General features: G+C 70.1%; 14 protein-coding genes. 9 read left to right on the top strand and 5 right to left on the bottom strand.

The genetic code is table 11. The annotated features are described in order from the left end of the window. The first annotated feature begins 29 nt into the window (after window positions 1-29). The 6 genes from ABZ909_RS11405 (at window position 30) to ABZ909_RS11380 (ending at window position 17063) form a co-directional block, all read left to right on the top strand. Window positions 30-13298 (top strand): amino acid adenylation domain-containing protein, encoded by a 13269-nt coding sequence (locus tag ABZ909_RS11405; protein WP_356997858.1) that lies wholly within the window; start codon window positions 30-32, stop codon window positions 13296-13298. Window positions 13299-13363: 65 nt separating this feature from the next. Next, window positions 13364-14404, top strand: coding sequence for an ATP-binding cassette domain-containing protein (locus ABZ909_RS11400; protein WP_356997931.1), 1041 nt, complete (start codon window positions 13364-13366; stop codon window positions 14402-14404). Continuing rightward, on the top strand, window positions 14401-15234 hold the full coding sequence (locus tag ABZ909_RS11395) for an antibiotic transporter (RefSeq protein ID WP_356997856.1): 834 nt from the start codon (window positions 14401-14403) through the stop codon (window positions 15232-15234). The genes ABZ909_RS11400 and ABZ909_RS11395 overlap by 4 nt, the downstream gene beginning before the upstream one ends. 1 nt (window position 15235) lies before the next feature. After that, window positions 15236-16057, top strand: a complete 822-nt coding sequence (locus tag ABZ909_RS11390) for an ABC transporter permease (protein WP_356997854.1) — start codon at window positions 15236-15238, stop codon at window positions 16055-16057. Window positions 16058-16141: 84 nt separating this feature from the next. Beyond that, window positions 16142-16642 (top strand): peroxynitrite isomerase, encoded by a 501-nt coding sequence (locus ABZ909_RS11385; protein ID WP_356997853.1) that lies wholly within the window; start codon window positions 16142-16144, stop codon window positions 16640-16642. Window positions 16643-16865: 223 nt separating this feature from the next. Beyond that, a complete protein-coding gene (locus tag ABZ909_RS11380; RefSeq protein WP_356997851.1) occupies window positions 16866-17063 on the top strand; it encodes a hypothetical protein in 198 nt (65 codons plus the stop codon). A gap of 19 nt (window positions 17064-17082) precedes the next feature. Here the strand turns inward: ABZ909_RS11380 and ABZ909_RS11375 are convergent, their stop codons facing one another. From ABZ909_RS11375 to ispG, 3 genes are all read right to left on the bottom strand, one after another. Beyond that, window positions 17083-18882 carry a penicillin-binding transpeptidase domain-containing protein gene (locus ABZ909_RS11375; RefSeq protein WP_356997850.1) on the bottom strand — a complete coding sequence of 600 codons (1800 nt, stop codon included), beginning with the start codon at window positions 18880-18882 and terminating at the stop codon, window positions 17083-17085. Window positions 18883-18988: 106 nt separating this feature from the next. Beyond that, window positions 18989-19852, bottom strand: a complete 864-nt coding sequence (locus tag ABZ909_RS11370) for a GNAT family N-acetyltransferase (RefSeq protein WP_356997848.1) — start codon at window positions 19850-19852, stop codon at window positions 18989-18991. 234 nt (window positions 19853-20086) lie between these two features. Beyond that, window positions 20087-21244, bottom strand: a complete 1158-nt coding sequence (ispG, locus tag ABZ909_RS11365) for a flavodoxin-dependent (E)-4-hydroxy-3-methylbut-2-enyl-diphosphate synthase (RefSeq protein ID WP_356997847.1) — start codon at window positions 21242-21244, stop codon at window positions 20087-20089. Between the two features lie 232 nt (window positions 21245-21476). Here ispG and ABZ909_RS11360 point away from each other — a divergent pair, with 232 nt between their 5' ends. Next, window positions 21477-22151 (top strand): endonuclease V, encoded by a 675-nt coding sequence (locus tag ABZ909_RS11360; protein WP_356997845.1) that lies wholly within the window; start codon window positions 21477-21479, stop codon window positions 22149-22151. On the opposite strand, the gene ABZ909_RS11355 is transcribed toward ABZ909_RS11360, so the two are convergent. Beyond that, window positions 22126-23328: a M50 family metallopeptidase gene (locus ABZ909_RS11355; RefSeq protein ID WP_356997844.1), complete on the bottom strand. Its 1203-nt coding sequence runs from the start codon at window positions 23326-23328 to the stop codon at window positions 22126-22128. The two genes, ABZ909_RS11360 and ABZ909_RS11355, sit on opposite strands and share 26 nt — an antisense overlap. Before the next feature lie 22 nt (window positions 23329-23350). Beyond that, window positions 23351-24490: a 1-deoxy-D-xylulose-5-phosphate reductoisomerase gene (gene dxr, locus ABZ909_RS11350; RefSeq protein WP_356997842.1), complete on the bottom strand. Its 1140-nt coding sequence runs from the start codon at window positions 24488-24490 to the stop codon at window positions 23351-23353. Window positions 24491-24583: 93 nt separating this feature from the next. Between dxr and ABZ909_RS11345 the strand changes: the two genes are divergently transcribed. After that, on the top strand, window positions 24584-24868 hold the full coding sequence (locus ABZ909_RS11345; protein ID WP_356997840.1) for a DUF2631 domain-containing protein: 285 nt from the start codon (window positions 24584-24586) through the stop codon (window positions 24866-24868). Between the two features lie 116 nt (window positions 24869-24984). Further along, complete coding sequence (locus tag ABZ909_RS11340) at window positions 24985-25296, top strand: hypothetical protein (RefSeq protein WP_356997839.1); 312 nt, start codon at window positions 24985-24987, stop codon at window positions 25294-25296. The last annotated feature ends 123 nt before the right edge of the window (window positions 25297-25419 follow it).

Genomic DNA, 25419 nt, shown 5'->3' with positions numbered 1-25419 from the left:
AATCCATATAGCCCGCAGGATCTTTCAGAATGGCTCCCAGTAGCGCCCTGTCCGCATCCATCCCTGATTCGTCCGCGGCCTTCGCCCTCTCGGCGGCCCAGCGCGGCATCTGGTTCGCCCAGCAGCTGGCGGGTGACACACCCGTCTCGATCGCCCAGTACGTGGAGCTCACCGGCCCCGTCGACGTGGAGCTGCTCGCCGACGCGGCCCGCCGCGCCGGGCGCGAGTTCGGCACCGGCTACCTGCGGCTGATCGAAATCGACGAGCTGCCCTGGCAACTCGTCGACACCACGCTCGACGACCGGATCGAGACCGTCGACCTGACCGGCGCGCCCGACCCCGAGGCCGCAGCGCAGGCCTGGATGCGCGCGGAGTACACCGCGCCCCTGGACCTCACCCGCGACCGCCTCTGCGTCGTGGCCATGCTGCACCTTGGTGAGGACCGCTGGTACTGGTATTCGCGCTTCCACCACATCCTGCTCGACGGCGTCGGCGCGCTGACCATGCTGCAGCGCACCTCGGAGATCTACAACGAGGCCGCCGCTGGACGCGAGATCCCGGCAGGCAAGGCCGAGCCGCTCCAGCGCATCGCGGAAGCCGATGCGGCATACCGGAATTCGGACAAACTCCAGGCGGACCGCGAGTACTGGCGCGAGCATCTGGCCGGCCTGCCCGAACCGGTGCAGCTGGGCAAGCGCACCGGTGCGGTCGACACACACCCGCGTCTGCTCAGCGGCGCGCTGCCGGAATCGACCGCAGCCCTGCTGGATTCGCTCACCGCCACCCTGTCCAGCAGCCCGGCCCCCGTCTTGGTGGCCGCCTTCGCCGCCTATGTGGGCGCCATGACCGGCGCGGGTGAGATCGTGCTGAGCCTGCCGGTATCCGGCCGCACCACCGCCACCCTGCGCCGCTCCGGCGGCATGGTCGCCAATGTGGTGCCGCTGCGGCTGCGCCCCTCCCCCACCGCGACCGTCGGCGATCTCATTCGCGCCACTCAGGTTGAGCTGACGGCGGCGCTGCGCCGCCAGCGGTACCGGCAGGAGGACATCATCCGCGACCTCGGCTGGGCCATGGACGAGGTGGCGGGCTTCGGTCCGACGGTCAACCTCATGCTCGCCGACACCCGAATCCGACTGGGCGGGGTGACCGGGCAGCTGCACGTGCTGACCTCGGGACTCATCGACGACCTGTTCGTGAATGTCTATCCGGGCGGTGGCGGGGAACACACCCACATCGACTTCCAGGCCAATCCGAACCGCTACGACGAGCCCGAACTCGCGGTGCTGCACGCTCGGTTCCTGGAGTTCCTGCACCGCTTCCTGGCCGGGGGCGCCGAACAGCCGCTGGCGGCGGTGACGGCGCTCTCCGGCACGGAACGCGCCGAGCTGACGCCCGCGCAGGGCCGTGGCGGCACCCGACCGCGCACGCTGCCCGAGATCCTCGCGGCGGGTGCGGGCCGGGCGCCGTCGGCCATCGCCCTGCGGGTGGACGGGACCGTGTTCACCTATCGCGAGCTCACCGAGTACGCCGATCGGCTGGCCCGGGTGCTGATCGCGGCGGGGGCCGGACCGGAACGCACGGTGGCGATCTCGATCCCGCGTTCCGCGGAGTCGGTGCTGGCCATGTGCGCGGTCGCCCAGACCGGCGCGGCGTTCGTGCCCGTCGACCCCGGCTATCCGATGGACCGCATCGAGCACATGCTCACCGACAGCGGCGTGGTCGCGGGCGTGACGGTGGCGGGCTCCCGGCCGGCCCTGCCCGATCGGGTCGAGTGGCTGGTGCTGGACGACCCGGCCACCGAGAAGCTCATCGCCGCAAGCGATTCCGGTCCGATCACCGACGCCGACCGGCACGCGCCCCTGCACCTGGACCAGGTCGCCTACCTCATCTACACCTCCGGCTCGACCGGGCTGCCCAAGGGCGTCGCGGTCACCCATCGCGGCCTGACGAATCTGGTCACCGGCTCCGGGGCCGCGTTCGGCGTCGGCTCGGATGCCGTGGTGGCGCACGCGGTCTCGCCGAGTTTCGACATCTCGGTGGAGGAGCTGCTGGTCGCGCTCGCGGTCGGCGCGACGGTGGCCGTGGTGCCGCCGGCCGCCTACGCGGGCGAGGAGCTGGCGCGGGTGCTGCGGCACCTGGAGGTCACCCACCTGAATGTGACGCCGGCGGTGGCGGGTTCACTGGAACCGGACACGCTGCCGCGGCTGCGCACCGTGGTGGTGGGCGGCGACTCCTGCCCGCCCGAGCTGCCGGTCCGCTGGGCCGGGCGGTGTGTCATCAATGGCTACGGCCCGACCGAGGCCACCGTCACCGCGACTCTGTCCGCCCCGCTCGCCCCGGGCGATCCCATTACGATCGGCGCGCCCTCGCAGGGTGTGGGGGCGATCGTGCTCGATCCGTGGCTGCGTCCGGTGCCGCCGGGCGTGACGGGTGAACTGTATTTGTGCGGGCCGGGCCTGGCGCGCGGTTACCACCAGCGCATCGGCCTGAGCGCCGAGCGTTTCGTGGCCAGCCCGTTCGGCCCGGGCACGCGCATGTACCGCACCGGCGACCTGGTGCGGTGGCGCCGACGCGGCGGCCGCTGGGAACTGGAGTACCTGGGCCGCGGCGACACCCAGGTGAAGGTGCGCGGCTTCCGCATCGAACTCGGCGAGGTGGACGCCGCGGTGGCGCGGTATCCGGGGGTCGAGATGGCGGTCACGGTGGGCGCGACCACGCCCGGCGGCGCGAGCGCGCTGGTGTCCTACGTGCTGGCGGCCGATTCCGTGGTCGCGCCGGAGGATGTGAAAGCCGCGGTGGCCCAGTCGCTTCCGGCGCACATGGTGCCGTCGGTCGTGATGGTGCTGCACTCGCTGCCGCTCACCCCGGCGGGCAAGGTGGATCGCCGCGCGCTGCCCAGACCCGACTTCGGGTCCGGCCCCAGCGCCGGTCGCGCACCCGCCACCGAGCGGGAACGCGTGCTCGCGGAGGTCTTCGCCGCGGTGCTCGGGGTGGAATCGGTTGCGGCGGACGACAATTTCTTCGTCCTCGGCGGCGACAGCATCGTGGCCATCCAGCTGGTGGCACGCGCCAAGGCGGCCGGACTCGGGCTGCGCGCCCGGGATGTGTTCGAGCACAAGACGGTCGCGGCGCTGGCCGTCGTCGCCACCGAGGTGACCGCCGCGGTGGTCCGGGAGCTGCCCGGCGGCGCGGTCGGCCCGGTACCGCTCACGCCGATCGTGCACGCCATGCTCGAGCAGGGCGAGACCTGGCCCAGATTCGCTCAGGCCGTGCTGATTCCGCTTCCGCGCGCTGAAAACATTTTCGCCTCCGGCGCTGAAGACACTTTCGCCTCCAGCGAAGCCGACCGATCCCGGCTCACGGTCGCGGTGCAGGCCCTGCTCGACCGGCACGACCTATTGCGCAGCACCCTCGTCCACCGGCCCGCGAACGGCGGCCGCCCGTGGGAGTGGCGGGTCGGCGCGCCCGGCACGATCGAGGCCGCGGCCCTCATCGAAACCGTGACCGCCGCACCCGGCAGCGACGGCGAGGACGAACTGCAGCGCGCGGCCGACCTGCTGGATCCCGCCGCCGGGATCGTGGCCCGCTTCGTGCTCATCGACCGCGAGGACGCCGTGCCACTGCTGTGGGTGGTGCTGCACCACCTGGTCACCGACGGCGTGTCGTGGCGCATCCTGCTGCCGGATCTGGCCACGGCCTGGGCGGGCGGATCGCTCGCGCCGGTGGGGACCTCGTTCCGGCGCTGGGCGCACGGGCAGGTCGAGCAGACCCCGGCGCGCTCGGCCGAGATCCCGCAATGGCGGCGGATCCTCACCACACCGGACCCGCGGCTGGGCATCCGGGTCCTGGATCCGGAGCTCGACACCGTGGCCACCATGGGGCAGCTGCGGACCGTCATCGACAGCGATACCGCCACGGCCGCACAGGAACTCATTCCGGCACGTTTCCACTGCGGACTCGACGACGCCCTGCTCACCGCGCTGGCCCTGGCGGCGAGCCGCTGGCGGCACAGCACCCGGACCCTGCTCACCGTCGAGGGGCACGGGCGCGAGGAATCGGTGCTGCCCGGTGCGGACATCTCGCGCACCATCGGCTGGTTCACCAGCGTGTTCCCGGTGGCGCTCGACCTCGGCGACCTCGACCTCGACGACGCCTTCCGGGGCGGGCCCGCGGCGGGCGCGGCACTGAAGGCGGTGAAGGAGCAGCTGCGGGCGATTCCCGACAAGGGTGTGGGCTTCGGCATGCTGCGCTACCTCGGTACGGGACCTGCCCGACTCGACGATTCGCCCACGCCGCAGATCAGTTTCAACTATCTCGGCCGCACGGGCGCGGGGGTGGAGCATCCGGGCGGCGCGGAAACCCCGTGGGTGCCGGTCAGATTCGCCGCCACCCAGGACGATCGCGCACCGCTGGCGGCGGTCGTCGACATCAATGCCTTCCACACCGCCGCCGGCCTCGAGGTGACGTGGGCCTACGCGTCGCGGCTGCTCACTCCCGGGCAGGTGCGGGAGTTCGCGCGGCTGTGGGGGCGGGCGGTCACCGCACTGGTGACCCATGCCCGCCACGCCGGAGCCGGCGGGCACACCCCCTCGGACTTCCCGCTGGTCACGGTGGATCAGGCGCAGATCGACGCCTGGGAGCGGGAGTATCCGGACCTCACCGAGGTCTGGCCGCTGTCGCCGTTGCAGTACGGCCTGCTCTTCCACGCCCGCTACGACTCCGACACCGCCGACGGGTACACCGTCCAGACCCGGCTGTCGCTGGTCGGACGGGTCGACGCCGGGCGGCTGCGCACCGCCGCGGCGGCACTGACGGCTCGGCACGAGGTGCTGCGGGTGGCCTACGTCGAGACCACCGACGGCCCCCGGCAGCTGGTGCTCGGCGAGGCCGAGATCTCCTGGCAGGACATCGATCTCACCACCATCGACGAACCCGCCGAACGGCAGCGGGAACTGGCCCGGCTCATCGCCGTGGACGCGGGCACCCGCTTCGACCTCGCCCGGCCGCCGCTGCTGCGCTTCAGCCTCGTGCGCACCGAACCCGAGGCGTACACGCTGCTCATGACCAATCACCATCTGGCCCTGGACGGCTGGTCCACGCCGCTGCTGGTGCGCGAGCTGCTGGCCGGATACCTGGCCGCGGTCACCGGGCACGAGATCGCGCCGGCTCCGGCACACTCGTATCGCGAATTCCTGGCCTGGCTCGATCAGCAGGACGACGCCGCGTCCCTGGCGGCCTGGACCGAGGCGCTGGCCGGGGTCGACGCGCCGACCCGCGCGGTACCCACCCTCGCGGGCATCACCTCGACCGAATCCGGCATGGTCTCGGCCGAATTCACCGCGGCGCGACTGGAACGGCTCACCGACACCGTGCGCACCGCCGGGGCCACGGTCAACACCGCCGTGCAGGCCGCGTGGGCGCTGCTGCTGACCATGCTCACCGGCCGCACCGATGTGGTGTTCGGCGGCACCGTCTCCGGGCGGCCGCCGCAGCTGGCCGGGGTCGAGGAGATGGTGGGACTGTTCATCAACACCCTGCCGGTGCGGGTGCGGCTGGATCCCGGTGAGCGCGTGGGCGATCTGCTGGCCCGGGTGCAGGCCGAGCAGGCGCGGCTGCTGGACCACCAGCACGTCGGGCTGGCCGCCATCCACCGGGCGGTCGGGCTGCCCGAGCTGTTCGACACCCTCACCGTCTTCGAGTCCTATCCCATCGACCGCGAAACGCTCTCGCGTGCACTGGATATCGCGGGCATGCGGATCCTCGACGTGTCGGGCACCGACGCCACCCCGTACCCGCTGAACCTCATGGTGATCCCGCAGCGCGCCGCCGACGGCAGCGAAAGCCTCACCATCACCGTCAAATTCATGGCGGACGAACTGCCCGAGGCCGCCGCGCGCCGGCTGCTCGACCGGTTCGTGCTGCTGCTCGACCAGATCGCCGACCATCCCGAACGCCGGACCGCGCAGCTGCAGCACTGCGATCCGATCGAACGCACCCAGCTGCTGCCCGTCCGCGGCGGCACGCCCACCCCCCTGCGCACCCTGCCCGACATCCTGGCCGCGGGCGCGCGCGCCAATCCGGAGGGCATTGCCGTCAGCTCCGGCGCCCTCAGCATGACCTACCGCGATCTCGACACCTGGTCGAACCGCTTCGCGCGAGTCCTGTTGCGGCGCGGTGTCGGCCGCGAGAGTTTCGTGGTGCTGGCCCTGACCCGATCGGTGGAATCCGTGGTGGCGGTGTGGGCGCTGGCCAAGACCGGGGCGGCGTTCCTGCCGCTGGACCCCAGCTATCCGGTCGAGCGCATCGAGCACATCCTGAGCGACTCCCGCGCGCCCATCGGGGTGACGGTGTGCGCGGTCGGCGACACCCTGCCCGGCACCATCGACTGGCTGCTGCTCGACGACCTCAACACCATCCGCCGGGTCATGACGGTGTCCGACGCCCACATCACCGACGACGAACGCGGCGGGCCCATCAACCTCGCCCAGACCGCCTACCTCATCTACACCTCCGGCTCGACCGGCAAGCCCAAGGCGGTGCTGCTGAGCCATCGCGGCCTCGCCAATCTCGTGGCCTCGCAACAGAGTCTGCTGGATCTGGACGAGACCTCCAGCACCCTGCAGGTGGCCTCGCCGAGCTTCGACGCCTCGGTGCACGAATTGCTCATGGCGCACGGCGCGGGCGGGCGGCTGGTCATCTCGCCGCCGGATGTGTACGGCGGCAGCGCACTCGAGGAACTGCTTCGCACCGAAGGGGTGACACACGCGGTCATCACGCCGTCGGTACTGGCCACCATGAATCCGGCGGGACTCGACGAACTCGGCTGCCTGTCGGTGGCCGGTGAGGCGGCCGGGCCCGAACTGGTGGCCGCCTGGTCCGCCGGGCGGCGCATGGTGAACCTATACGGCCCCACCGAATTCAGCGTGTGGGCGACCGGTCCGGGTGAGCTGCTGCCCGGGGAGCCGATCACCATCGGCGCGCCCATTCGCGGCGCGGCCGCCCTGGTGCTCGACGGCTGGCTGCGGCCGGTTCCCATCGGGGTGACCGGGGAGCTGTATCTGGCCGGGCCCGCACTGGCCCGCGGCTACTTCAACCGATTCGGGCTCACCGCCGCCCGTTTCGTCGCCAATCCGTACACCGCGCCCGGCGCGCGCATGTACCGCACCGGCGACATGGTGCGCTGGGTGGAGGTCAAGACACCCGACGGCGCACAACTGGAACTGGAATACCTGGGCCGCAGCGACTTCCAGGTCAAGATCCGCGGCCTGCGCATCGAACTCGGTGAGATCGATGCGGTGCTGTCCGCCGACGAGCAAGTCGACTATGCCGCCACCCTGGGCTGTCCCGGCCCGGGCGGGCAGACAGTGCTGGTCTCCTACGTGGTCGCCGCGGCCGGGCACACCCTCGACACCGAACTGCTGCGCACCCGCGTCGCCGCCGCGCTGCCGGGCTACATGGTGCCGAGCTACCTGATCGCACTCGACGAAGTCCCGCTGACCCCGGTCGGCAAGCTCGACCGGAATGCGCTGCCCGCACCGGATTTCGCGACCCTCGACCAGCGCTACCTGGCCCCGCGCACCCCCGTCGAAACGGCCGTCGCCCAGGTTTTCGCCGACGTCCTCGACGCCGAGCGCGTCGGCATCGACCGCTCCTTCTTCGACCTCGGCGGCAACTCGCTCACCGCCACCCGCGTGGTGGCCCGGGTGAACGCCGCCCTCGGCGCGACCATCGCCCTGCGCGATCTCTTCGACGCGCCCACCGTCGCGCAACTGTCGTCGCGCATCGTCCCCGGCACCGAGACTCCCGGACTTCCGGCGCTGGCCCCGCGCATCCGCCCGGACCGAATCCCGTTGTCCCCCGCACAACAACGGATGTGGGTCCTCAACCGCTTGGACCAGGCCTCCTCCGCCTACAACATCACCGCGGCCCTGCGCCTGACCGGCGAACTGGATATGGAGGCCCTGCGCTCGGCGGTCGCCGACGTGGTCGCCCGGCACGAATCGCTGCGCACCATCTACCCCGCCGACGCCGACGGTCCCCGCCAAGTGGTGCTCAGCGCCGAAGCGGCCGCGCCGCAGATCAGCGTCGCGGATACCGACGACGGCCCGGATCTGCGCGCGGCCATCGCCGAAAGCACCGGGGCGGGTTTCGATCTCACCCGCGAAGCCCCGCTGCGGGTCCGCGTGCTCCGGCTGATCGACCCGGCCGGAGCACAGCGCACCGGCGGCACGGCATCCGAGGTGCACGTGGTGGTGCTGGTGGTGCACCACATCAGTGCGGACGGAGCCTCCATGGCACCGCTGGCCACCGACTTGGTGACGGCGTATCTCGCGCGCAGTGGCGCGGAGGCCGAGCGGCCGCCGTTGCGGGTGCAGTACGCCGACTATTCGATCTGGCAGCGGGAACTACTGGGCGACGAGGCGGATCCGGAATCGCGTGCCGCACAGCAGATTCGGTATTGGCAGCAGCGGCTGGCGGCGACGCCCGACGTGCTGGAGCTGCCGACCGATCGGCCGCGACCGGCGGTGCAGAGCCTGCGGAGCACGGACCTGGAGTTCCGGCTCGACGCCGGATTGCACGGTGCGCTCACCGAATTGGCGGCCGCGACCGACACCAGCCTGTTCATGGTGTTGCATGCCGCGCTGGCGGTGCTGCTGTCGCGGCTGTCCGGCACGCCCGACATTCTGATCGGGACCGCCGTGGCCGGGCGCGGCGAGGCGGCCCTCGACGACCTGGTCGGCATGTTCGTCAATACGCTCGCCCTGCGCACACCCGTGGATCCCGCCACGGGGTTCCGGGAGTTTCTGGCACAGGTGCGGGCCACCGATCTGGATGCCTTCGCGCACGCGGAGGTGCCGTTCGAGCGGCTGGTGCAGGTCCTGGACCCGGCGCGGTCGACGGCACAGCATCCGCTGTTCCAGGTGTCGTTGTCGCTGCAGAACTTCCAGCCGCCGACCGTCGAATTCCCCGGGCTGCGGGTGGCGGTCGAGCCCATCGAGCGGGATGCCTCGCAGTTCGATCTGACCTTCGATCTGCGCGCACCACTGCCCGGCAGCGAGGCGGCCGGACTCGACGGCACGCTCACCTTCGCCACCGACCTGTTCGACGAGGCCACCGCCGCGCGGCTGGTGACCCGGTGGCAGCGGATCCTCACCGCCGTCACCACCGACCCCGAGGTCCGGGTGTCGGATATCGACCTGCTCGATGCGGCCGAACGGACCGCGCTGGTGCCGCTGCGCGGGCCCGGGCACGACCAGATCACCACGCTCGCCCAGGTTTTCCGGGCCGCCGCCACCGCCCACCGCATGTGCCCGGCTGTCCTCGCCGACGGGCGCGCGGTGTCCTACCGCGAGCTGGACACCGCGTCGCAGCGGCTCGCCATGCAGCTCTCGGCCGCCGGAGCGGGATCGGAAATGATTGTGGCGCTGGCCCTCTCGCGTGGCATCGAACTGATCACCGCCATCTGGGCCTGCGCCAAGGCCGGGGCGGCCTTCCTGCCCATCGACCCGCGGCACCCGCTGGACCGCATCGATCACATGCTGGCCGACTCGCGCGCGGTGCTCGGGCTCACTACGAGCGCGCACCGGGCCCTGCTGCCCGACACGGTCGGCTGGCTGGTGCTCGACGATCCGGCCGCTTCCAGCGTGCGGATCCCCCTGGGGCAGCGCCGGATTCGCGCCATGACCACGTACCCGGATCAGCCCGCATGGCTCATCTACACCTCCGGGTCCACCGGCACACCCAAGGGCGTCTCCGTCTCGCATCGCGGCATCGCCGACCTGGTGCGGGCCCAGCGGGAACTGCTGGCACTGGGTGAGCACTGCCGCGTACTCCAGGTCGCCTCACCGAGTTTCGACGCCTCGGCCTTCGAGGCGCTGATGGCCTTCGGTTCCGGCGGCACCGCCGTGGTCGCCCCGCCCGATGTCTTCGGCGGCGAGGCGCTGTCGGATCTCATTGCGGCGCAGGGTGTCACACACCTGGTCATCACGCCCTCGGCGCTGGCGACCCTGGACCCGGAGGCGGTATCCAGCGTGCGGGTACTGGCCGTGGCGGGCGAGGCCATCGGCCCGGACCTGGTGGCCCGGTGGTCGAGCGGACGCACGCTGATCAACCTCTACGGGCCCACCGAATTCACCATCTGGGCAACGGCTTCCGAACCCCTCACCGCCGGGCATCCGGTCACCATCGGCACCCCGATCCGCGGTGCGGGCACCCTCGTCCTCGACGACCGCCTGCGCCCGGTGCCGATGGGCGTGGCCGGGGAGCTGTACCTGGCCGGACCGGCCCTGGCGCGCGGCTATCACGCACGCCCGGGCCTCACCGCGGCCCGCTTCGTCGCCGACCCGTACGGGCGGCCCGGTGAACGGCTCTACCGCACCGGCGATCTGGTGCGCTGGACCGGCTACCTCGACGAACCGCGCCTGGAATACCTGGGCCGCACCGACTTCCAGGTCAAGGTGCGCGGCCAGCGCATCGAACTCGGCGAGATCGACGCCGCGCTGTCCGCCGCCGAGGGCGTCGAATTCGCCGTCACCCTGGGCGTTCCCGGACCCGGCGGCGCCATCGCGCTCGCGGCGTATGTGCTACCGGAGCCGGGGCGCGAGGTCGACCTGGCCGCCCTGCGCGCCCACGCCGCCGACCGGCTGCCCGGCTATATGGTGCCGACCGCGTTCGGGGTGCTCGACGCCATCCCGCTCAATGCGGTCGGCAAGCTCGACCGCAAGGCGCTGCCGGCGCCGGTATTCGAGGCCGCGACCGAATACCGGGCACCGGGCACCGAGCTGGAAACCGTGCTCGCCGAGCTCGTCGCCGAACTGCTCGGCCGCGACCGGGTCGGCGTGCACGACTCGTACTTCGCCCTCGGCGGCGACAGCATTCTCGCCATCCAGCTGGTCTCCCGCGCCCGGCTGCGCGGCATCGAACTCACGCCATTGCAGATCTTCGAGCATCGCACGGTCGCGGCGCTGGCCGCGCTCGCGGCGGCAGCCGGCGAGACCGTCGTCCTCGAGGAGCTGCCCGGCGGCGGAGTCGGCGAGCTGCCGCTCACCCCCATCGTGCGCTGGATGCTCGAACGCGGCGGCGACCACCGCAGATTCGCGCAGACCGCGGTGCTGGAACTGCCGCAGGGCATCGGGCGCGACCAGCTCGTCGCCACCGTCACCGCCGTCGTGGACCTCCACGACGCACTGCGCGCCCAGCTCGCCTACACGGACGGCGACTGGCGCATGAGCATCCGCGAACCCGGCGCGGTCGATATCGACACGCTCCTGCATCGCATCGAATTCGACACCGCCGACGCGGTCGACCTGCGTGAATACGCCGTCACCGAACTGGATTCCGCGCTCGGCCGCCTCGACCCGGCCACCGGGACCGTTCTGCAACTGGTGTGGCTGGACCCGGCCCCGGGCAGCCCCGCCGACCGCCGCGGCCGGCTCATCCTCGTGGCCCACCACCTGGTCATCGACGGTGTGTCCTGGCGCATCCTCATCCCCGACCTGATCGCCGCCTGGGCGCAGATCAGCGCGGACACGCCACCGATCCTGCCGGAGACCGGCACCTCCCTGCGCCGCTGGGCGCACGCGCTCGAAGAAGCCGCGCAAGGCGAAACCCGCACGGCCGAACTGGATTACTGGCGCGAGGTCGCCGCCACCCCCGACCCTCCGATCGGGCCGCGCGCACTCGATCCCGCCGTCGACCGGGTGCCGGTCGTCCGCACCGTCGAGGTCGAGCTCGACGCGGACGTCACCACCGCTCTGCTCACCACCCTGCCCGCGCTGTTCGACGGCACCGTCGAGGACACCCTGCTGGCCGCGCTCACACTGGCCGTCATGCGCTGGCGCATGGAACCCGGTGCGGCAGTGCTGATCCGGCTCGAAGGGCACGGGCGACAGCAGGAAATCGTTCCGGGAGCCGATCTGTCCCGCACCATCGGCTGGTTCACCACCGTGTACCCGGTGCGACTCGCCCTGTCGGACATCCCGATTCGCGACGCCTTCGCCGGCGGCCCGGCCATGGGCGCGGCCATCCGGGCGGTCAAACACCAGCTGATGTCCGTGCCGGACAAGGGCATCGGCTACGGCATGCTGCGCTACCTCAACCCCGGGACCGCCGCCGACCTGCCCGACCGGGTGCCGGGCCGCATCGGCTTCAACTACCTCGGCCGCTACGCCACCGCCGACATTCCGGCCGGGCTCGAAGATCTCGGCTGGCTGCCCACCGACGAGCTCGGCGACCTGCACGCCACCGAGCACGCAGACGTGCCCGTCACCGCCGAGATCGAGATCAATGCCGTCGTCGTCGGGGACCGCCTGCAGGCCGCCTTCACCTTCCCCGAAACCCTGCTGCCCCGCCACGAGATCACCATGCTGGCCCACCTGTGGACCGACGCGCTCGCCGCCGCAGCCTATTTCGCCACCTCACCGGCCGCCGAGCCCGCCGCCGAGGCCGAACGGCAGTATCTGCGCGACCAGCAGGCCGCGGCCGAACTCGCTGCCGGCAAGGCAGATTCGCCGCCGGGCCTCGGCCTGGACGTGGTGCTGCCGATCCGGCCCGGCGGCGACGAACCCGCCCTGTTCTGTATCCATCCGTCCTCCGGCATCGCCTGGACCTACCTCGGCTTCGCCGACACGCTGAACCCCGGCCGTCCCATCTACGGTCTGCAGGCCCCCGACCTGTCCGGCGAACCACACGCCCGCAGCATCGCCGACTTCGCCGCGCGCTACGTGGCCGAAATCCGCCGACTGCAACCGCGCGGCCCCTATCATCTGCTCGGATGGTCCTTCGGCGGCCTGATCGCGCACGCAATCGCCGCCCAGCTCGAGGCAACCGGAGACGAGGTCGGCACCCTGGCCCTGCTCGACGCGGACAGCACCGATATCGACGGTGACAGCATCGACACGCTCACCGCCGGCTCCTTCGTCGCGGCCTTCGGCTCGGTCTTCGGCATCACCGACATCCCCGCCGACACCAGCGCGGAACAAGCCGCGGCCATGATCCGCGACCGCATGGGCGGCGTCAGCCTGGTCGACGCGCAGACCCTGGAACGCATGGCCGCCTCCTACAACGCCTCCGCCGCCACCCGCACCGGCTACCAGCGGCCCGTATTCCACGGCGACGCACTGTATTTCAGCGCCACCGTGCACACCTCCGACATCTTCGGGCCCGCCGGCTGGCGACCCTGGATCACCGGGACCATCAGCAACCACGACATCGACGTCAGCCACGACGAACTCACCGCACCGCACGCGCTCGCGGCCATCGCACGCATTCTCGACGCACACCTGGGAGGGACGCCGTGAACACCGACAGTGCCAAACCCGATACAACAAACGTGGAAACCAAGACGGCCGTACCCCCGAGCAGCGTGCGCACCGGCGTCGACGGCGTCGTCGTCGAAGACGTCGAGAAATCCTTCGGCACGGTCCGGGCGCTGCGCGGCATCACCTTCAAGGCCGCGCCCGGCGAGGTACTCGGCATCCTCGGACCCAATGGCGCGGGCAAGACCACCACGGTCAATATCCTGTCCACCCTCATCGCCCCCGACAGCGGGCGCGCCCTGGTCGCCGGGCACGACGTCGTCACCGACGCCGCCGCGGTCCGCCGATCCATCATGCTGACCGGGCAGTTCGCCGCCCTCGACGACGCCCTGTCCGGATACGAGAACCTCGTCATGTTCGGCCGCCTCATGGGCCTGCGCAAACGCGCCGCCCGCGCCCGCGCCGACGAACTCGTCGAGGAATTCGACCTGGTGCAGGCCGCCGGACGCCGCGTCGGCACCTACTCCGGCGGCATGCGGCGGCGCATCGACATCGCGTGCGGACTCGTGGTGCGGCCAGAGGTGGTCTTCCTCGACGAACCCACCACCGGCCTGGATCCGCGCAGCCGCCAGGGCGTCTGGGACCTGGTCGGCGGATTCCGCAAACACGGCATCACCACCCTGCTCACCACGCAGTACCTCGAAGAGGCCGACGCGCTCTGCGACCGCATCATCGTCATCGACCACGGCCTGGTCATCGCCGACGGCACCGCAGACGAACTCAAGGCCCGGACCGGCGGCAGCTACTGCGAGATCGTGCCGCTGCGCATCGAGGATCTGCCCGCCATCGCCCGCGCCCTCGGCGACCTGCTGCCCGCCGCCAATCGCGAAGCGCTGACCGGGGATTCGGACCGGATCGCCATCCCCGCACCGGAAGGCGCCAAGACGCTCGCCGAGGCGCTGCGCCGGCTCGACACGGCCGGAATGGAACTCATCGACATCGCGCTGCGCCGACCCTCCCTCGACGACGTCTTCCTCGAACTCACCGGGCACATCGCCAAATCCGAAGAGGCCGAGGATGATTCGCCGTCGGTCCGGTTCCGCACGACGGACGGGCGCTTCAGCGCCGAGGATCGGACCCGGGCATGACCGCCGTCGAGGCCGCACCCGCCGGGTGGCTCACCAACGTCCGCGCCGCCCCCGCCACCCTCGCCCAGTGGTGGGTGCTCACGGTGCGGCTCATCGTGCCCTCGGTCAAAACCGGCGAAATCATCACCGCCGTCCTGGCGCCCATCACCTTCACCGCCAGCTTCTACATCCCGCTCAACCGCGTGATGTCCTTCGCCGGACTGGGATTCAGCAGCTACGCGCAGTTCATGGCGCCCATCGTCATCCTGCAGGCGTGCGCCTTCACCGCGGTCTCCGCCGCCTTCCGCGCCGCCACCGACGCGGTCTCCGGCCTCGACCGGCGCTTCGACGCCATGCCCATGCACCCGATCGTCCCCGCCGCGGCGCGCATGTCCTCCAATGTGTTCCGGCTGCTCATCGGGCTCGTCTCGGCCGTCGTCAGCACCCACGTGATCAGGTTCCGCTTCGTCGACGGCACCTTGCACACCCTGGGCTTCCTGGCTCTCGGACTGGCCATCGGCATCGCGTTCTGTCTCGGCGCGGACGCCATCGGCACCGCCACACGCAGCCCCGAGGCCACCACCCAGGTGCTGGTACTGCCGCCGCTCATCCTCGGCATGCTCTCCACCGGTCTCGCCCCCGCCCACCAATTCCCGCACTGGGTCCAGTTCTTCGTCCGCAACCAGCCGGTGTCCCAATACGCCGAGGGGCTGCGCGCGCTGGGCGGCGACACCCTCGGCAAGGCCCACCCGGTGACCTGGTCTCTCATGACGCCGCCGCTGCTGTGGCTCGTGGGCACCATCGCACTGGCCTGCTACTTCATCGCCCGGCAGAACCTGAAAAGGTCCTGATATGGCCACCCTCGACCACCCCGAACTCGCCGACACCATCGTCTTCGGCGAAGGCTCGGCCCCGGCCCTGCTGCGGCACACCTGGATTCAGACCCAGCGACTGCTGTTGCGCTGGGTCCGCGACCCGATCACGCTGCTCGAAACCCTCATCGTGCCGTGCCTGCTGCTGCTCATGCTCGACATCGTGGTGGGCTCACAGATCCAGAAGTTCTCCGGCCACAGCGCACTCTACGGATCCACCCCCATGGTGACCCTGGTCGGCGCGCTGTCCGGAACCGTGGCCAGCGGCGTCATGCTCGGCCGGGAACGCGAGGCGGGCATCCTGTCCCGCTTCTGGGTGCTGCCGGTGCACCGCGCGTCCGGGCTCGCCGCGCGCATCCTCGCCGAAGGTTGCCGCATCTTCGCCGGAACCGTCGTGATCATCTGCTTCGGCATCGCGCTCGGCTTCCACTTCCGGCAGGGACCGTTGCAGGCCTTCGCCTTCCTGTGGATCCCGGTGCTGTTCGGGCTGGCCTTCGCCACGATGATCACCGCCATCGCCGTGTTCACCGCCAAGTCCACCCTGGTCGAGGCCGTCGCACTGCTGTCGTCACTGCTCATGTTCTTCAGCACCGGATTCGTGCCACTCGGGGCCTACCCCCGGTGGATTCAGCCCGTGGTCCGCGATCAGCCCATGTCGGTCGCCGTCGACACCATGCGCGCGCTGGCCGACGGCGGACCCGTGGCGGGCCCGCTCATGCAGACACTCGCCTGGACCGTCGGCCTGATCATCGTGTTCGCCATCCCCGCCGCCTACGGCTACCGCCGGGCCAGCCGCCGCTGAGATCAATACCCCTATCCGGGAATGTCGGCGCGCAGGCGTGTGGACCTCGCGCAGCTACGCGCCGGGCCTATTAAGCTGTCCGCCGTGCTCGAACCCGAAACCACCGTCGCGCCGCACCCCGATATCGCCCACCTCGCCCCGCTGCTGGGCTCCTGGCGCGGCCGCGGCCGCGGCGAATACCCGACCATCGAGCCGTTCGAGTACCTGGAGGAAGTGCACTTCGGCCACGTCGGCCGCCCCTTCCTCACCTACCGGCAGCGCACCCGCGCCGCCGACGGCAGCCGGCCCATGCACAGCGAGACCGGATACCTGCGGGCGATCAGCCCCGACCGCATCGAGCTCATCCTGGCCCATCCCACCGGCATCACCGAGATCTGCGAGGGCAGCCTGGTGACCGAGGGCGGCGAGCTGCGCCTGGAACTCGAATCCACCTCGATCGGTCTCAGCAGCACCGCGAAATCGGTGACCGCGCTGGGTCGCACCATCACCGTCGCGGGCGACACCCTCGAGTACTCGCTGCGCATGGCGGCAGTCGAGCAACCGCTGACGCACCACCTCGCGGCGACCATGCAGCGGGAAAACTGACAGTGAACTTCGGATTCCAATCCGGCCCGTGAACTGCTGAATCTCCGCCCAACCGGAATGCGGCAGCAGACTTGCGGGTTGCCTCGGCATAAGTGACCGATTACCGTTTCTTCCATTGGCAAATAGTCAGCCAACCCTTAATGAGCATCGGATCATCACCGTGTTCGCCGCGAAAGGCGAACGTTCGGGTCTCCCAACTCATCCCCAAACAAGGGAGAGGGACATGAAGCGCTCGGCCCTTCTGCTGATCACCACCGCAGGCATGATCCTCGCGGGCGCGGGTGTCACCGAGATCATCGGCGACGCGTCCACTGACGGACCACCCGTCCAAGCCCTCGCCGACCAACGCTTCGTAACCGACAACGTCGGCACGATCCATCCCGTCGCCTGCTCTCGACTCGACACCTACAGCGAGCGCTGACCCTGCCGGGCGGTGGTCCTCAGTAGCCCGGAGGCAGGGCCGCGAGCATGTCCCGCGTCACCGCCACCGCATTGTCCGAACTGCCACCGCGCACCAGCAGGGTCGCCCAGGCCAGATCACCGCGGTAGCCGATGAACCACGAGTGCGAACCGCCGTCCACCTCGGCCTCACCGGTCTTCCCGTAGACCTCACCCTGATCGATGATGCGCTCGGCCGTACCGCCGAGCACCACCTTGCGCATCATCAACCGCAACCCGTCGACAACCTCCGGCTTCAACTGCGGCCGACCACCCGACACCTGCGTCGGATGACCCGCGATCAGATACGGCACGGGCGTCGAACCGTGCGCCACCGTCGCCGCCACCATCGCCATACCGAACGGGCTGGCCAGCACCTTGCCCTGACCGATGCCGTCCTCGGCGCGCTGCACCAGATCATCGTCGGGCGGCACCGAACCCGACACCGTCGGCAGGCCCGCCATCGTGTAGTCCGGGCCCAGCCCCAGCGCGGCCGCGGCCGTGCGCAGATCCTGGCCGCCCAGCTCCGAGGCGAGCTTGGCGAACGAGGTGTTGCAGGAACGCTCGTAGGCGGTCGCCATGGCCACATTGCCGACGCTGAACAGGTCGTAGTTGGGAATCGTGCGCTCCCCCACCACGATCTGGCTCGGGCAGGGGACCACGGTGTCCGGGGTGGCGTGGCCGGCGGTCATGGTCGCGGCGGCGGTCACCGTCTTGAACGTCGAGCCCGGCGGGTAGAGGCCGGTCGCCGCCACCGGGCCGTCGGCGTCGGCCGCCTCGTTCTGGGCGATGGCCAGCACCGCGCCGGTGGAGGGTTGCAGCACCACCATCATGGTCTGCTCGGCGCGGGCATCCACCGCGCCCTGGGCGGCGTTCTGGATGTAGCGGTCGACGCTGAGCGAGAACGATGGGGAGGTCTGCGGATCGACCTCCTGGAGCACATCGGTGTCGACGCCATTGGCATTCACGGTCACCACGCTCCAGCCCGCCTTGCCGTCCACCTCGTCGATGACGGTCTTGCGGACCTCGGTCATGAGGCCGGGGGCGAAGTGGCGGTCGGTGGGGACCAGATCGAATTCCTTGCTGAAGGTGACCCCGGACAGTCCCAGCAGCTGCGAATTCACCTGGCCGAACTCCCATTCCGAGAGCAACGCCGCGGTGTAGGCGCCGTCGGCGTTGCGGGCCGCGCGCAACAGCGAATCCGGGGTGACGTGCGCGTCGAAGCGGTGCAGGGCATTCGCCAGCGCCGCGGAGACAGCGGTCGGGTCGGCCGATGCCGACGGTTTGAACAGCACCCGGTACAGCGAGCCCGGCACCATGACATCGCTGCCCGAGCGCTCGTTCACACGCGCGCGGGGCGCGGGATTCGAACGTAGTTGCAGCGTCTGGGTATTGCCCAGCTGCGGGTGGATGTCGGCGGAGGACCAGCGCACCTGCCACTGGCCGTTGGCGCGGCCCATCTGCAGCTGGCCCTGATACGTCCAGACGCGGTCCTTGGGCAGGTGCCATTCGTAGGTGTAGTCGACAATGGCGGTGTCGCCGGTGACGCGGGCGGCGCCGGTGGTGGCCACCAGCTTCTCGGCCTGCAGCTGGTCCCACGCCGAAGCCAGTGCGGCACCGGCCTTTTCGGGCTGACTGGTGCGGTCGGCCGCCGCCTGTACCTCATGGTCGGCGAAGGCGGACACGAAGGCCTCGGCCGCCTGCCCGGGGCCCTGCGGACCCGACGAGCAACCGGTCGCGGCGACGGTGACCGGGAGGGCGACCGCGGCGGCGATCAGCGTGGTGAAGACCCGTGTTGACATTGGGTCAGATGCTAGAGCCAACTACCGGCAAACTTGCGCGACACTCTGTACCGGAACGGATTTCACACCCACATCCCGCTCCGCCTCCCCATGGTCGGGTGTGGACTCAATCCAGCAGCACTGTCGCAAAGGTGGCGACCTGACGGAACCCCACCTTGCCGTACGCGCGGCGCGCAATGTTGTTGTAGCAGTTGACATACAGGCTGGCCGTGCGTCCGGAGGAGACCACCACATTGGCCACGGACGCGGTCCCCGCCGCGCCGTAGCCCTGGCCGCGCTTGTCCGGATGGACCCATACGCCCTGAATTTGTCCGGTGCGTCGCGACAACGCACCGACTTCCGCCTTGAAGACGACCTCACCGTCCTCGAATCGCGCCCAGGCCCGGCCGGATTCGATGAGCCCCGACACCCGGCGGCGATAACTGCGCCCACCGTCGCCCGCGCGGGGGTCGATCCCGATCTCCTCCGTGAACATGGCGACCGCGGCAACCAGATACCGATCGATCTCCTCGGGCCGCACCCGGCGCACCCGCAAATCCGGCGCAATACTCGCGGGCCGTTCCAGCGCGAGCAATGGCTGGTCCTCGCGCACCTCCCGCGGCGTCCCCCAGTGCTCGGCCAGCAACTCCCACAGCGGCAGGGTCAGCTCGCGCCGCCCCACCACCGACGAGCACATGCGCGGCCCCTTGATCGCGCGCTCCGCGAAGGCCTTCATATCGTCGCGACCGCCGCGCAGCGGAACCAGATTCGCGCCCGAGAAGCACAGCGACTCCGCCGGCCCACCCCGGGTCCACAGTTCGCCGTACAGCCCGCGCGGATCCAGCCCGTACTCCTGCAGGCGCGCGGCGACCATGCAGGTCGCCACCGGATCGGTGTCGAGCACACGCAAGACCTGCGCCAGATCGCGGTTCGCGAGCTGACGGACCCCGGACGTCCGGCCCTTGCGAGTCGGCTCCAGCACACTCCGCACGCTCACAGCCTGCCAGAACTTCCCGCCCCGCGCCGCCCGATTGTCCCCAACCGCCGACCCATCAGGCAAAACCCCAAACCCCCCAACCCAATCCAACCCTTTGGTTCATATCCGCCCCACACCACCCCGAACACGGCGGCCCGGTACGGGTCCCGGGCCAATGCGTGAACGACGAACGGCCCGGGCGGCAGCGGCGGTGATGCCGATACGGACCGGGCCGGGGTTGGGGTGTGGCTAGCCGGTGGTGACGACCGGGGCGCCGGATTCGGTGATGTCGCCCATTTCCTCGGCGAGGCGCATGGCCTCCTCGATGAGGGTCTCGACGATGAGATGCTCGGGGACGGTCTTGATGACCTCGCCCTTGACGAAGATCTGGCCCTTGCCGTTGCCGGAGGCGACGCCTAGGTCGGCCTCGCGGGCCTCGCCGGGGCCGTTCACGACGCAGCCCATGACGGCCACACGCAGCGGGACCTCCATGCCCTCGAGACCGGCGGTGACCTCGTTGGCCAGGGTGTACACATCGACCTGGGCGCGGCCGCAGGACGGGCAGGACACGATCTCCAGTTTGCGGGGGCGCAGGTTGAGGGACTGGAGGATCTGGGTGCCGACCTTGATCTCCTCGGCGGGCGGGGCGGAGAGGGAGACGCGGATGGTGTCGCCGATCCCCTCGCTCAGCAGGGCGCCGAAGGCGACGGCCGACTTGATGGTGCCCTGGAAGGCCGGGCCGGCCTCGGTCACACCCAGGTGCAGCGGGTAGTCGCACCGCGCGGCGAGCTGGCGGTAGGCCTCGACCATGATCACCGGGTCGTTGTGCTTGACCGAGATCTTGATATTGCCGAAGCCGTGCTCCTCGAACAGGCCCGCCTCCCACAGCGCGGACTCGACCAGCGCCTCGGGGGTGGCCTTGCCGTACTTCTCGAGCATCCGCTTGTCGAGGGATCCGGCGTTGACGCCGATACGGATCGGAATGCCCGCGTCACCGGCCGCCTTGGCGACCTCCTTGACGCGACCGTCGAACTCCTTGATGTTGCCCGGGTTCACGCGCACCGCAGCACAGCCCGCATCGATGGCGGCGAAGATGTAGCGCGGCTGGAAGTGGATGTCGGCGATCACCGGGATCTGCGACTTGCGGGCGATGGTCGCCAGCGCGTCCGCGTCCTCCTGACGCGGGCAGGCCACGCGCACGATGTCACAGCCGGACGCGGTCAGCTCCGCGATCTGCTGCAGGGTGGCGTTGACGTCATGGGTCTTGGTGGTGGTCATCGACTGGACCGAGACGGGGAATTCACTCCCCACTCCGACATTGCCCACCATCAGCTGGCGCGTTTTGCGCCGCGGTGCGAGGACGGCCGCCGGTGCGGCCGGCATCCCCAATGCGATGGCACTGCTCACGATCGGCTGCCTACTTTCGACTAAGTCCTCACCCTTACCGGCTCCGAGCTTACCGAGGCTCGAATACCGGTCGCCCTGTGACGGCGGCGACAAGGGTACCCGCGCCGGCTGCAGGACTCGGAATCGGCCCGGGGCCTACGGTTCATATTCGTCGCCATCGACGCCAAGGTTTACGCTCCGAAAAGTGAAGGTAGCGAATCCAGATCCGTGGCCGGCGACACCGGAAGAGGCAGTGGCACTGCAAGATCGGCTGCGCGCGCGGGTGATCGCCGTCAACCCCCGGCCACCGGAATTCCGGACGGTAGCGGGGCTTGACTCGGCCTATGACGACGACGGCAATGTGGCGGCCGCCATTGTGGTGCTGGACGCCACCACGCTCGAGACCGTCGAGACCGCCACCGCGCGCGGCACCACCGATTTCCCGTACGTGCCGGGGCTGCTCGCCTTCCGGGAGCTCCCCACCACCCTGGCCGCCCTCGAAAACCTCACCGCCACACCGGATCTGCTCGTCTGCGATTCGCAGGGCCTGGCCCACCCGCGGCGTTTCGGCTTCGCCTGCCACCTCGGCCTGCTGACCGGCGTGCCGACCATCGGGGTCGCCAAGAACGCCTGGGGCGAGTTCGAGGAGCCCGCCCGCGAGCGGGGCGCCTCCAGCGTCATCACCATCGACGGCGACCCGGTCGGCCGCGCGCTGCGTACCCGCACCGACGTCAAACCGGTGTACGTCTCGGTCGGTCATCTGATCGACCTGGAAACTGCCTGCGCCCAGGTCCTGTCGCTGACCCCGGAATACCGTCAGCCCGAAACCACCCGCCGGGCCGATCGGCTCTGCCGGACCCTGTTGCGCGACATCGCAATCGAATCCGCAAGCGCGCCAACGGCTATGGGAACAGTTTCACCGGATTGACGATGTCGGCGACCAGCGTGAGGATCATGTAGGCGCCGCCCATGACGACCACGACGTAGGTCGCCGGGAGCAGCTTCAGGTAGTCGACGGGGGCGCCGTCGGGCAGGCCCTTGCGGTTGCGGAAGAGGTTGCGCAGCTTCTCGTAGATGACGACCGCCATGTGGCCACCGTCGAGCGGGAGCAGCGGGAGCAGGTTGAAGGCGCCGAGGAAGAAGTTCAGGCTGGCCAGGGTCAGCACGAACATCGACCACAGGCCGTGCTCGGCGGTCTCGCCGCCGATCTTGGAGGCGCCGTAGACGCTGACCGGGGTCTCCGGGTCACGGGTGCCGCCGGTGACGGCGTGCCACAGGTCGACCACCTTGGACGGCATCTGGGCCAGCGACTCCACGGTGCGCACCGCGATCTGGCCGGTGAACGCGCCCGAGGCGGGAATCGCGCTGAGGATGTTGTGCTGGACCGGCGCGTAGTAGTCCTGGCCGACGCCGACCTTGGCGACGGTCTTCGGGGTGCCGTTCTTGTCGGTGTAGACCGTTGCCATCTGCGGGGTGACCTGGACCGGCAGCGTCTTGCCGTCGCGCTCGACGGTGTATTCGAAGGTGCCGGTCTGCTTCTCGGTCTGGGTGCGGAAGTCGTTCCAGGTCTTGATCGGGACGCCGGCGACCGCGGTCACCCGGTCGCCGCGCTGCAGACCCGCGAGCTGGGCCGGGCCCTGCCCGGTGCAGGGCAGCAGCGACTGGTCGGGAGCCATGTTGGCGACGCAGCTCATGGCGCCGAGCTGGGTGGCCGGCGGCTGATCGAAACGCGGCAGCCCCCAGCCCACCGCGAGCAGCACGATGAGCAGGTACCCGATGAGGAAGTTCATCAGGATGCCGCCGGACATCACCAGCAGCCGCTTCCAGGTGGCCTGCCGGTACATGGCCCGGTCGAGCTCCTCGGGTTCGAGCTCGTCGAGGGCGGTCATGCCCGCGATATCGCAGAACCCGCCGAGCGGCAGCGCCTTGAGACCGTATTCGGTCTCGCCGCGCCGCCACGAGAAGACCTTGGGCCCGAAACCGATGAAGTAGCGTCGTACTTTCATGCCCGTGGCCTGCGCGGTCCACATGTGGCCGCATTCGTGTAGGGCGACCGAGGCCGTGATCCCGAGGGCGAACAGTACGAAGCCGATCGCGTAGACCATCCGGTTCCGAGCCCTCCTGCTGTCAGCCGCGCACGATCGTGCGCGCGGTGTCACGCGCCCACGTATCGGCCGCGAGCACCTCGTCCAAGCTACCGGGTTCAGCGCTCCAGCGGTCGGCGGACTCCACGACGCGCCCGACGGTTCTCACGATGTCGGGGAATCGGATGAGCCCGTCGAGGAAGGCCTGCACGGCGATCTCGTTGGCGGCGTTGTAGACCGCGGTCACGCAGCCGCCGGCCTTACCGGCCTGGCGGGCCAGCTCGACGGCCGGGAAGACCGCGTTGTCGACCGGCTCGAAAGTCCAGGTGGAGGCGGTGGAGAAGTCGCACGCGGCGGCCGCACCGGGAACGCGGTCCGGCCAGCCCAGGGCGAGCGCGATGGGCAGCTTCATATCGGGCGGGCTGGCCTGGGCGAGGGTCGAGCCGTCGGTGAAGGTGACCATGGAGTGCACGATGGACTGCGGGTGCACGGTGACGTCGATGCGGTCGTAGTCGATGCCGAACAGCAGGTGCGTCTCGATCAGCTCGAGGCCCTTGTTCACCAGTGACGCGGAGTTCAGCGTGTTCATCGGTCCCATGGACCAGGTCGGATGAGTCTTGGCCTCGGCCGGATTCACCGACTCCAGCATCTCGGTGGTCCAGCCGCGGAAGGGTCCGCCGGAGGCGGTGAGCACCAGCTTCGCGACCTCGTCGGCGCTGCCGCCGCGCAGGCACTGGGCCAGCGCCGAATGTTCGGAGTCCACCGGCACGATCTGTCCCGGCTTGGCCGCCCGGGTCACCAGCGAGCCGCCCGCCACCAGAGACTCCTTGTTGGCCAGGGCGAGTCGCCGCCCCGATTCCAATGTGGCGAGGGTCGGCTCCAGGCCGAGCGAGCCGACCAGCGCGTTGAGCACCACGTCCGCGTCGGTGCGCCGCACCAGTTCGGTCACGGCGTCCGGACCCGACAGCGTCACACCGAGTTTCGCCGCCGCTGCCTGGTCGGTCACCGCCACGTTGCCGGTCCCGGTGGCCGCGATCTGCTGTGCCAGCAGGTCCGCATTGCCCCCGCGCGCCGCGAGACCCACCACTTCGAAGCGGTCGGGGTTGGCCGCGATCACCTCCAGTGCCTGCGTACCAATCGAACCGGTGCTGCCCAGCAGCAGAACTCTCACAACGTCGGACACGGAACCATTGTCCCCTGCCCCCTGCTCGCTACGACGCTGGGTCGTATGTCACGATATTGGCCAGCAATCGATTCGAGCCGTAAAGGAGCCACAGTGGCCGCCACGGAACTGGAACCCGCGCACCCCTCTGAGGTTGTCACCAAGGTCGACACCGCCGAGGTTCCGTCCGCCGCGTGGGGCTGGAGCGGCGAATCGCGCCGTACCGCTCGCACCGCCGGCTGGGTCGTCGTCGTGATCCTGCTGGCCATGCTGTTCGAGAACCAGCAGGGCAGCTCCTCGGGCAGCGGCAATGTCGGTTACATCTTCCTGGTGCTGTTCGCGATCGGTATCGCCTTCGTCCTGATCCGCGACGCCATCGTGTCGCGCCGCCCGCGCTAGTTCGACACGAAATCCCTTGCCCCGCGGACACGTCCGTGGGGCATTCGGGTTTTGTCGGCCCCTTCCGGCACACTCGCTACGTCATAACGACGTACCCGATAACCGGAGAGACCCTCATGCGCAAAATCCTGCCGTCTGCCCTGTTGGCCGTGGCCGCCACCGCCGCCCTGCTGACACTGCCGACCGGCACCGCCCAGGCCCAGTCCGCCGCCTGCGGCACCGCGATCGATCTGATCAATGCCGCGATCGTCCAGTACCCCAACGGTATCGACAACGACGGGCAGAAGGCGCTGGCCGCCAAGCTGCTCGGCATCGATGCCAATGGCGCGGACAAGGCCGCCATCGCCGCTTTCGCCACCGCGCTGATCGATGACAATGTGACCGATCTGAGCGACGCCATCGACTCGTTCAACGCGTCCTGCTCGTAACCGGCGATAGTATCCGCAAACAGATTCGGGCCGGATCGCCCCCAAGCGATCCGGCCCGAATTCTGTTGTCACGCAATGCCTCCTGCACCGGCACCGCTGCTCGCCGCGGCGTGCGCGCCACTG

The organism is Nocardia sp. NPDC046763, from assembly GCF_040645495.1.
Taxonomy (GTDB): Bacteria; Actinomycetota; Actinomycetes; order Mycobacteriales; family Mycobacteriaceae; genus Nocardia.
The sequence above is the reverse complement of the archived record's forward strand: the minus strand, read 5'-3'. Positions and strand labels throughout refer to the sequence as shown.

Bases quoted from the DNA above. Each gene is read 5' to 3' on its own strand.
- ABZ909_RS11405 (WP_356997858.1), top strand. From the start codon at position 30: ATGGCTCCCAGTAGCGCCCTGTCCGCATCCATCCCTGATTCGTCCGCG.
- ABZ909_RS11395 (WP_356997856.1), top strand. From the start codon at position 14,401: ATGACCGCCGTCGAGGCCGCACCCGCCGGGTGGCTCACCAACGTCCGC.
- ABZ909_RS11390 (WP_356997854.1), top strand. From the start codon at position 15,236: ATGGCCACCCTCGACCACCCCGAACTCGCCGACACCATCGTCTTCGGC.
- ABZ909_RS11380 (WP_356997851.1), top strand. From the start codon at position 16,866: ATGAAGCGCTCGGCCCTTCTGCTGATCACCACCGCAGGCATGATCCTC.
- ABZ909_RS11375 (WP_356997850.1), bottom strand. From the start codon at position 18,882: ATGTCAACACGGGTCTTCACCACGCTGATCGCCGCCGCGGTCGCCCTC.
- ABZ909_RS11355 (WP_356997844.1), bottom strand. From the start codon at position 23,328: ATGGTCTACGCGATCGGCTTCGTACTGTTCGCCCTCGGGATCACGGCC.
- ABZ909_RS11340 (WP_356997839.1), top strand. From the start codon at position 24,985: ATGCGCAAAATCCTGCCGTCTGCCCTGTTGGCCGTGGCCGCCACCGCC.